Genomic DNA, 9,413 nt, shown 5'->3' with positions numbered 1-9,413 from the left:
GCCGGTGCGCGGTGGCGCGGGGCAGGCCGGTGCGCTAGCAGAGCTCGTTGAGACCGCAGGGCCGTTCGGCGACCGCGTACAACACTGCCACCGCTTTGTCCAGGACGCCGATACCGCTATGCTGTCTCATACAACGATATTAGCGTTCCGCATTCTGAGATGCTATTCCGAACAGCCCAGGTGACGTCCTGGAGTGCGGGCGCCTGATTCCAGCTATTGCGTATCCGTGTGGGGATCCCCCGGAGCGGATGCCGGGCCCGAAAGGTGATCGCAAAATGCCACGTACGATGGCCGAGAAAGTATGGGAAGAGCATGTCGTCGCCCGCGGTGAAGGTGAAGGCGAGGCGCGCGAACCCGATCTGATCTACATCGATCTGCATCTGGTGCACGAGGTCACCAGCCCACAGGCGTTCGACGGTCTGCGTGCGGCCGGGCGGCCGGTGCGCCGTCCGGACCTCACCATCGCGACCGAGGATCACAACGTCCCCACGGTCGATATCGACAAACCGATCGCGGACCCGGTTTCGCGCACCCAGGTGGAGACGCTGCGCCGCAATTGCGCGGAATTCGGCATCCGGCTGCATCCGATGGGCGATCTCGAACAGGGCATCGTGCACGTGGTCGGGCCGCAGCTGGGGCTGACCCAGCCCGGCACCACCGTGGTGTGCGGGGACAGTCATACCTCCACACACGGCGCGTTCGGCGCGCTGGCCATGGGAATCGGCACCAGCGAGGTCGAACATGTGCTGGCCACCCAGACACTGTCACTGCGGCCGTTCAAGACGATGGCGATCACCGTGGACGGTGCGCTGGCGCCCGGAGTGACGAGCAAGGACCTGATTCTGGCGGTGATCGCCGAAATCGGCACCGGCGGCGGCCAGGGCTATGTGCTCGAGTATCGCGGTGAGGCCATTCGCAATATGTCCATGGAAGCGCGGATGACGATCTGCAATATGTCCATCGAAGCCGGTGCCCGGGCCGGAATGATCGCGCCGGACGAAACCACCTACGAGTTCCTGAAAGGCCGTCCACACGCTCCGCAGGGCGCGGACTGGGACGCCGCGGTGCGGGCATGGGACGCGCTGAAGACCGACGAGGGCGCCGTTTTCGACCGGGAAGTGCATATCGACGCGAGCGCGCTGACGCCGTTCGTCACCTGGGGTACCAATCCGGGCCAGGGTCTGCCGCTGGGCGAGAACATTCCGGATCCGGCGCAGATCGCCGACGAAACCGCCCGTGACGCCGCCGAGAAGGCGCTGCGGTACATGGATCTGACCCCGGGGACACCACTGCGGGAGGTCGTGGTGGACACGGTGTTCGTCGGATCCTGCACCAACGGCCGCATCGAGGATCTGCGGGCAGTGGCCGGGGTCCTGAAGGGCCGCAAGGTCGCCGACGGGGTGCGGATGCTGGTGGTGCCGGGGTCCATGCGGGTGCGGGCCCAGGCGGAGGAAGAGGGGCTCGGCGAGATCTTCACCGCCGCCGGCGCCGAATGGCGGCAGGCCGGATGCTCGATGTGCCTGGGGATGAACCCGGATCAGCTGGAGCCGGGCCAGCGCTGCGCGTCCACCTCCAACCGGAATTTCGAGGGCCGGCAGGGCAAAGGCGGCCGCACCCATCTGGTGTCGCCGCTCGTGGCCGCCGCGACCGCCGTCCGGGGCACGCTCTCGGCGCCCGCCGATCTCAACTGAGCCCCCGGTCGCATTCCGAAAACGTACTTATAGCCGAAACAGGAGAAATATGATGGAAGCCTTCCGAGTGCACAAGGGGATCGGCGTCCCGTTGCGCCGGTCCAATGTCGATACCGACCAGATCATCCCCGCCGTCTATCTGAAGCGCGTCACTCGCACGGGATTCGAAGACGGGCTGTTCGCGGCCTGGCGCGGTGACGACGACTTCATTCTGAACACCGAGCCCTACAAGCACGGCACAGTGCTGGTGGCGGGTCCGGATTTCGGTACCGGATCATCGCGTGAGCACGCCGTCTGGGCGCTCATGGACTATGGCTTTCGGGTAGTTATCTCTTCACGTTTCGCCGACATCTTCCGCGGTAATGCGGGCAAGGGTGGTCTGGTGGCCGCGCGAATGTCACAGAATGATGTCGAAATGCTCTGGAAGTTGCTCGAGGAACAGCCCGGACTGGAATTGGTTGTGGACCTCGAGGCGCGCACGGTGACGGCAGGAACCATCGTGTTGCCGTTCGATATTGACGACTACACGAGGTGGCGCCTCCTGGAGGGTTTGGACGACATCGGCCTGACACTCCGGCGTAGTGATGTGATCGCCGAGTTCGAAAAGGCAAGGCCAGGTTGGAAACCAAAGACCCTGCCCGAACCTATTTCGCAGGCGTAATGTTCTCGGCCTCTTAGAGGCCGCTCAGATGTCGTGGTAGCTGGGCGTGTGCTAGACCACATGAATTTTGGCGTGGCACATAGACTCTTGCCCAATGTGGGTTTACCGTGGTACCTAGTCGGTCCGACGACGGGCCATTAGTCTGCGGAGGATTCAATGAACAAGGCGGAACTGATCGACGTTCTGACCGAAAAGTTGGGTACTGACAGGCGCACGGCCACCGCGGCAGTCGAGCATGTGGTCGATACGATCGTGCGTGCGGTACACAAAGGGCAGAGCGTCACCATCACCGGATTCGGTGTCTTCGAACAGCGTAAGAGGGCTGCCCGGGTGGCGCGGAATCCGCGTACCGGGGAAACCGTCAAGGTGAAGCCCACTTCGGTGCCGGCGTTCCGGCCCGGCGCACAGTTCAAGGCGGTTATCGCGGGTAAACAGAAGCTCGCGGCGACCGGCCCCGCGGTGAAACGCGGTGTCAATGCTCCTGTGGCGGCCAAGAAATCCACGGCGAAGAAGACAACGGCAAAGAAAACCACTGCCAAGAAGACCGCCACCAAGGCCCCCGCCAAATCGACGGCCCGTAAGACGGCCACGAAGGCACCGGCCAAGAGCACCGCCGCGAAGAAGGCGGCGACCAAGAAGGCCACGGCCAAGAAGACCACGGCCAAGAAGGTCACCGCCAAGGCCACGGCGAAGAAAACCACCGCCAAGGCCACCGCCAAGAAGACCACGGCGGCCAAGAAGGCCACCACCGCCAAGCGGACCCCGGCCAAGAAGACGACCGCGAAAAGGGCTCGCTGACCCGCGAGCCGGAGCCATAGACGGCTTTCCGACCAGCGCACGGTGCTGGTCGCCGAGTGGGTCGGGCCCCATCTGGGCCCGGCGGCACACGACAACCGACAACCGAAACGCCGGACGGACAAGCCCCCGGGAGATCCCCGGGGGCGTGACCGTGTCTTCAGCAGGGTCGTACGCGGCCCGAACCGGAATTTTCCGCTACGGAGTCACCGCGGGCGCGGTATCGACCGATAACGATCGGTCGAGATGATCGGCCGCCACGAGGCGTTCGCCCGCGAACGAGAGCACCCAGACCGAACCCTTCCGGGTTCGCGCGGGCGATAGACGCATTCCGTCGCGTTCGGCCCACCAGTGGACCAGATCGGGCAGAGCGTCGCCCTGACTGCAGAACACGGGCACCTTCCGCGCCGACAGCGCCAGCGAACGGATCCGCTCGCGCGCCGCATCCGGCTCCGCGGCATAGCCGATATCCCCGAGTAGCGGCTCCACCGCCACCTCCACCCCGAGTTCTTCGGCCAACGGGGTCACCGTCTGTACGCAGCGCAGCGGGTCGGCGGAGTAGATCTCACCGACGCCGAACGCTTGCAGATTCGGGACCAGGGCCAAAGCCTGCTGATATCCGGCCAGCTCGAGCGGACGCTGGTCGTCGGGTCCCTTGAAACGATCACGGCGGCCCGCCTTAGCGTGCCGGACCAGCAGCGCGGTCCGGGTATCCGGCGGTAGCCGGGTGAAAGCCCGCACGATCCGGCGGTCCATCGGATACGACAACGCGCCCATCACCGTATCCAGCGGGCACCAGGTGAGCGCGTCGACTTCGTGGTTGGCGGTGAATTCCCCACCGAGGACCTCCGCGGCCCAATAATCGACCCGTTTCATCTTGCGGTGCCCGGTGATCGGATAGGTGACCTTGCCCAGATAGCGGCCCAGCCGTGACCGCAAACCGGTTTCCTCCTCGGTTTCGCGGGCCGCGGCCAGCACCGGAGTCTCACCGGGGTCGAGCTTTCCCTTCGGCAGCGACCAATCCTGATACTTGGGCCGCCGAATCACCGCGATATCGATACCGCCGGCCGATACCGGCGAATGCCGCCACAGGACGGTGCCGGCCGCATAGATATTGGCCGCGGTGCGGGGATCTGGGTACGACGGCGGGGTATGGACCTTGTTCACTGCTGACCCGGGCGGCGTAGTCGCATCAGCGCGACCTGATGGTCGCGGACCTCGATCCCGTTGCCGTCCGGCCCGGTACCGGCCTGATCGGGGCTGGATTTCCAGTTGCCGTCCGCGTCCAGCACCCAGCAGCGGGTCATCGGATGCAGCGCGGATTCGAAGATCCCGTCCAGCTGCTCGCACAGCCTGGGATCCTTCACCTGGGCCATCACCTCGACGCGGCGATCCAGATTGCGGTGCATCATATCGGCGCTGCCGATCCAGAACTCGCCCTGCGCCCGGAAGTTCAGGACGCGGGAATGCTCCAGCACCCGGCCGAGGATGGAGCGCACCTCGATGTTCTCGCTCATCCCTTCCACTCCGGCGCGCAGCCCGCAGATACTGCGCACCACAATTCGTACCGGCACGCCCGCCTGCGACGCGCGATACAGGGCGTCGATCACCTGTTCGTCCACGAGCGCGTTGGCCTTCAACCGGATCCCGGCCTCCGCGCCCGAGCGCGCCAGTTCGATTTCCTTGTCGATACGCGAAATGATCCCGGCCCGGATTCCGTGCGGGGCGACGAGGATATTGCGGTAGTCGGACTTGCGGGAATAGCCGGTGAGCGAATTGAACAGATCGGTGAGATCCGCGCCGATCTCCGGTGCGGCGGTCAGCAGGCCGACGTCCTCGTAGAGCCGGGCCGTTTTCGGGTTGTAGTTGCCGGTGCCGATATGGCAGTACCGCCGGATGGTCGAGCCCTCGCGGCGCACCACCAGGCAGGTCTTGCAGTGGGTTTTCAGCCCCACCAGCCCGTAGACGACGTGCACGCCCGCCTGTTCCAGGGTGCGGGCCCATTTGATGTTGGCCTGCTCGTCGAACCGGGCCTTGATCTCGACCAGCGCCACCACCTGTTTACCGGCCTCGGCCGCGTCGATGAGGGCGTTGACGATCGGTGAATCGCCGGAGGTGCGGTACAGGGTCTGTTTGATGGCCAGCACCTGGGGATCGGCCGCGGCCTGCTCGATGAACCGCTGCACGCTGGTGGAGAACGAATCGTAGGGGTGGTGCACCAGCACATCGCCCTCCCGCAACGCCGCGAACACATTGCGCGGTGTCTCGCGTTCGCCGAACGCGGGCGGAGTCGCCGGAACGTAGGGGGCGTCCTTCAGATTCGGGCGGTCCACCCCGTACACCTGCCACAGGCACGACAGGTCGAGCAGGCCGGGCACCTGGATCACATCGCCCGGGTCCACTTCGAGTTCGCGCAGCAGCAGGTCGAGCATGTGTTCGGTCATATCGTCGGAGACCTCGAGCCGTACCGGCGAACCGAAGCGGCGCCGCGCGAGTTCGCGTTCGAGGGCCTGCAGCAGATCCTCGTCGCGGTCCTCGTCGACCTCGAAATCGGCGTTGCGGGTGATCCGGAACGAATGGTGCTCCACCACGGTCATCCCGGGGAACAGCTGATCCAGATGCGCGGCGATCAGGGCTTCCATGGGCAGGAACGCCGCGATCGAGCCTCCGGTCCCGGAATTCGGGCGGCGCACCCGGACGAACCGGTCCACATTGTCGGGAACCTTCACCCGGGCGAAATGTTCACCACCGGTGGTCTCGTCCTGGACGGTCACCGCGAGATTCAGGCTCAGGCCGCTGATGTAGGGGAAGGGGTGGGCGGGATCCACGGCCAGGGGTGTGAGCACCGGGAACACCTGGTCCTGGAAATGCGCGGACAGCCGCTGCCGTTCGGCGTCGTGCAGGTCGGCCCAGTCGATGATCTCGATCCCCTCGCCGGTGAGCGCGGGCAGCACCTCGTCGAGGAAGACCTCGGCGTGGCGGACGGCGAGATCCTGGGTGCGGGCCGCGATCATCCCGAGTTGCTCGGTCGGGGAGAGACCGTCGGCGGAGCGGACCGAAAGCCCGGTTTCGGCGCGGCGTTTGAGCCCGGCCACCCGGACCATGTAGAACTCGTCGAGATTCGACGCGAAGATGGCGAGGAATTTCGCGCGCTCCAGCAACGGCAGCGAACTGTCCTCGGCGAGGGCGAGAACCCGGGCGTTGAAATCGAGCCAGCTCAATTCCCGGTTCAGGTAGCGATCGGCCGGCAAACGCGGTGCGTCGCCGCCGAGGGGGATCTGGGTGGCGGCCGGAGGCGGGGTGGGTAGCACCTGTTGCTGCTTGAAGATTTCCGTATCGCTCACGCCTACGATCATTCCCTACGAACCGGTGGGTGTGCATATACGCGAGGTGACTGTTATCTCGAGTTCACGCGGTGGCGACCGGCTAGCACACCTGGGTGACCGCTTCCCGAACGTGATGTGGCCAGCCCGGTTCGCCCAGGAGAGCGGCGGTATCGCGGCCGGGACCCAGCGCCGAAACGGCCGCCAGATCGTCGGGAGTGTCGATATCGCGGCGCAGGCCCGGCCAGTGGCCCTGCAGTTCCCGGGCACCGTCGCAGCGGTGCCGGTGAGCGGAATCACGGCCGAACCGCGGTCGCAGCGCGACCCCTGCCGGCGCCAGCAGTGCCGCGGTGCCGGTGCCGGCGTGATCGGCGACCAGGGCCCGGGTACCGGTGGGCGCCGCGGCCAGGACGGCCGCCAGTTCCGCCGGGCGCAGGGCGGGAAGATCGGCCTGCAAGGCCAGCAAACCGGTCGCGCCGTACCGGGCCCGCAGCGCGGCCGCCGCATCGGCGAGCGCCGTATTGAGGCCGTCCTCGCCGCCGGCGGCGGGTTCGGGATGGATCCGCGCGGCGAGCGCGCGCGCTGTTTCGGCGACCGCGGCGTCGGGGGTGACCACGGTGATCGAGGCGATCGCCGGTACCGCGCCGGCCGCCCGGACGGTATCGGCCAGCATCGCCAGCACCAGCCGGGACCGTTGCTCACGGGTCAGCACCCCGGCCAGTCTGCTCTTGGCGCTCTCCAGGGTTTTCACCGCGATGACGGCGTGCACGGTGTGCGGGCACATGGCCCCATCCTGTCATGGCATATTGGGCTGATGACGAGGGCGGCGGTACTGGGTGCGGGATCGTGGGGCACGGCGTTCGCGAAGGTGTTGGCGGACGCGGGAACCGATGTCACGATCTGGGCCCGCCGGCCCGAGGTCGCCGAAGCGCTGGCGACCGACCACCGGAACCCGTACTACCTGCCCGGTGTACAGCTCCCGCCGGTTTCCGCCACCGATGATCACGCGCGCGCCCTGGACGGCGCCGATATCGTGGTGCTCGCGGTGCCGTCGCAATCGCTGCGCGCGAATCTGAAACTGTGGTCCCCGGCCATCGGTGCCGAGGCAACCCTGCTCAGCCTGGCCAAGGGCATCGAAAGCGGGACGCTGCTGCGGATGAGCGAGGTCATCGCCGAGGTCAGCGGCGCGGATCCGAGCCGGATCGCGGTGCTGTCGGGTCCCAACCTCGCCAAGGAGATCGCGGCCGGGCAACCCGCCGCCACCGTGGTGGGCTGTCCGGACGCCGCCCGGGCGGTGGCGGTACAGCAGGCCTGTGTCACCGGGTACTTCCGTCCCTACACCAATACCGATGTGATCGGTTGCGAAATCGGCGGAGCCTGCAAGAACGTCATCGCCCTCGCCTGCGGGATCGCCTCGGGCATGGGATACGGCGACAATTCGCTGGCCGGCCTGATGACCCGGGGGCTGGCCGAGATCATCCGGCTCGGCGTCGCACTGGGCGCGGAACCGGTGACGCTGGCCGGCCTGGCCGGTATCGGCGATCTCATCGCCACCTGCACCTCTCCGCTCTCGCGTAACCGCTCCTTCGGGCAGGTGCTCGGCAGCGGCGGGTCCATGCAGGCGGCGCAGGAGGCCACGCACGGGCAGGTCGCCGAGGGCGTGAAATCCTGCGCCTCGGTGCGGGCGCTGGCCGCCGCGCACGGGGTGGAGATGCCGCTCACCGAGGCGGTGCACGGGGTGTGTCACGAGGGGTTGGCAGTGCAGTCGGCGGTGGAGATGCTGCTGGGACGCCGGATCAAATCCGAATAGCGCCGACCGGCGGTGCGCGAGGGTTGCCGGTGGCCGCGGCAGGGTACCGTTCGGGCATGGATCGGATCAGGGTTGCCGTGGTTTTCGGCGGGCGCAGCAACGAACACCGGGTGTCGTGCGTATCGGCCGGCGCGGTGCTGCGCAATCTCGATCCGCAGCGCTACGAAGCGGTCCCGATCGGAATCACCCCCGCGGGCACCTGGGTCCTGGCCGGGGCGGACACCGCCGCCCTGGCCCGCCACGACCGGACGCTGCCGGAGGTGACCGGCGGTGGCCCCGAACTGGTGCTGGCGGCCGATCCCAGCCGTCCCGGAACACTGGTCCCGCTCGATGATCCGCGGACCGCGCTCGGCACCGTCGACCTGGTCTTCCCGGTGCTGCACGGCGCCTTCGGCGAGGACGGCACCGTGCAGGGCATGCTGGAGCTGGCGGGCGTCCCGTACGTGGGGCCGGGCGTGCTGGCCAGCGCGGCCGGGATGGACAAGGAATTCACCAAGAAACTGCTCGCCGCCGAGGGTTTGCCGGTGGGCACCCAGGTGGTGCTGCGGCCCGGCACCGCGACCCTGTCGCCGCGGGACCGGCAGCGGCTGGATCTGCCGGTCTTCGTGAAACCGGCGCGCGGCGGATCGTCCATCGGAATCACCAAGGTCACCGACTGGGCCGATCTGGACGCCGCGCTGGCCACCGCTCGCGAGCACGATCCCAAGGTGATCGTGGAGGCGGCGATCGTCGGCCGCGAGGTCGAATGCGGGGTGCTGGAGTTCCCGGACGGCCGGGTGGAGTCCAGTGTGCTCGCCGAGATCAAGATGCCCGAGGAAGCGGCGGACGCCGGGCCGGATCAGGGGCCCGCCTTCTACGATTTCGACACCAAGTACCTCGACGATGTCTGTGAATTCGATGTCCCGGCCAAACTGGACGACGATATCGCCGACGAGGTGCGGGCGATGGCGGTCCGCGCGTTCCGCGCCCTGGACTGCCAGGGGCTGGCCCGGGTGGATTTCTTCGTCACCGCGGACGGGCCGGTGATCAACGAGATCAACACGATGCCCGGGTTCACGCCGATCTCCATGTACCCGCGGATGTGGGAGCACACCGGGATCACCTACAGCGAACTGCTCACCACACTGATCGAT

Annotated in this window: 8 protein-coding genes and 1 pseudogene; 5 read left to right on the top strand and 4 right to left on the bottom strand. The window is 67.1% G+C overall.

All coding sequences use genetic code 11. The features are described from left to right. Window positions 1-37: 37 nt before the first annotated feature. Window positions 38-130, bottom strand: a pseudogene (locus ACWDU1_RS24025) (IclR family transcriptional regulator); the annotation flags it as partial. 145 nt (window positions 131-275) lie between these two features. Between ACWDU1_RS24025 and leuC the strand changes: the two are divergent. From leuC to ACWDU1_RS24010, 3 genes are all read left to right on the top strand, one after another. Further along, window positions 276-1,691 carry a 3-isopropylmalate dehydratase large subunit gene (leuC, locus tag ACWDU1_RS24020; protein WP_450001739.1) on the top strand — a complete coding sequence of 472 codons (1,416 nt, stop codon included), beginning with the start codon at window positions 276-278 and terminating at the stop codon, window positions 1,689-1,691. 52 nt (window positions 1,692-1,743) lie between these two features. Continuing rightward, entirely contained in the window at window positions 1,744-2,352 is a 609-nt protein-coding gene (gene leuD / locus ACWDU1_RS24015; RefSeq protein WP_450001741.1) for a 3-isopropylmalate dehydratase small subunit, read from the top strand. Window positions 2,353-2,508: 156 nt separating this feature from the next. After that, entirely contained in the window at window positions 2,509-3,150 is a 642-nt protein-coding gene (locus ACWDU1_RS24010; protein ID WP_450001737.1) for an HU family DNA-binding protein, read from the top strand. Window positions 3,151-3,345: 195 nt separating this feature from the next. Here ACWDU1_RS24010 and ACWDU1_RS24005 read toward each other — a convergent pair whose 3' ends face one another. The 3 genes from ACWDU1_RS24005 to cofC all read right to left on the bottom strand — a co-directional run bounded on the left by ACWDU1_RS24005 (window position 3,346) and on the right by cofC (window position 7,254). Beyond that, entirely contained in the window at window positions 3,346-4,314 is a 969-nt protein-coding gene (locus tag ACWDU1_RS24005) for an NUDIX hydrolase (protein WP_450001735.1), read from the bottom strand. After that, window positions 4,311-6,503: an RNA degradosome polyphosphate kinase gene (locus tag ACWDU1_RS24000; RefSeq protein ID WP_450001733.1), complete on the bottom strand. Its 2,193-nt coding sequence runs from the start codon at window positions 6,501-6,503 to the stop codon at window positions 4,311-4,313. The genes ACWDU1_RS24005 and ACWDU1_RS24000 overlap by 4 nt, the downstream gene beginning before the upstream one ends. Window positions 6,504-6,573: 70 nt before the next feature. After that, complete coding sequence (gene cofC / locus ACWDU1_RS23995) at window positions 6,574-7,254, bottom strand: 2-phospho-L-lactate guanylyltransferase (RefSeq protein ID WP_450001731.1); 681 nt, start codon at window positions 7,252-7,254, stop codon at window positions 6,574-6,576. A 30-nt stretch (window positions 7,255-7,284) separates the two neighbouring features. Here cofC and ACWDU1_RS23990 point away from each other — a divergent pair, with 30 nt between their 5' ends. Both ACWDU1_RS23990 and ACWDU1_RS23985 read left to right on the top strand, forming a co-directional pair. After that, complete coding sequence (locus ACWDU1_RS23990) at window positions 7,285-8,280, top strand: NAD(P)H-dependent glycerol-3-phosphate dehydrogenase (RefSeq protein WP_450001729.1); 996 nt, start codon at window positions 7,285-7,287, stop codon at window positions 8,278-8,280. Between the two features lie 56 nt (window positions 8,281-8,336). Beyond that, window positions 8,337-9,413: D-alanine--D-alanine ligase family protein (locus ACWDU1_RS23985; protein ID WP_450001727.1), on the top strand; the 1,077-nt coding region annotated here is incomplete at its 3' end.

It is taken from the genome of Nocardia sp. NPDC003345 (assembly GCF_053589395.1).
The sequence above is the reverse complement of the archived record's forward strand: the minus strand, read 5'-3'. Positions and strand labels throughout refer to the sequence as shown.

Excerpts from the sequence above, each read along its gene's own strand:
- ACWDU1_RS23990 (WP_450001729.1), top strand. The coding sequence starts at position 7,285 with ATGACGAGGGCGGCGGTACTGGGTGCGGGATCGTGGGGCACGGCGTTC.
- ACWDU1_RS24010 (WP_450001737.1), top strand. The coding sequence starts at position 2,509 with ATGAACAAGGCGGAACTGATCGACGTTCTGACCGAAAAGTTGGGTACT.
- cofC (WP_450001731.1), bottom strand. The coding sequence starts at position 7,254 with ATGTGCCCGCACACCGTGCACGCCGTCATCGCGGTGAAAACCCTGGAG.
- ACWDU1_RS24000 (WP_450001733.1), bottom strand. The coding sequence starts at position 6,503 with ATGATCGTAGGCGTGAGCGATACGGAAATCTTCAAGCAGCAACAGGTG.
- leuC (WP_450001739.1), top strand. The coding sequence starts at position 276 with ATGCCACGTACGATGGCCGAGAAAGTATGGGAAGAGCATGTCGTCGCC.
- leuD (WP_450001741.1), top strand. The coding sequence starts at position 1,744 with ATGGAAGCCTTCCGAGTGCACAAGGGGATCGGCGTCCCGTTGCGCCGG.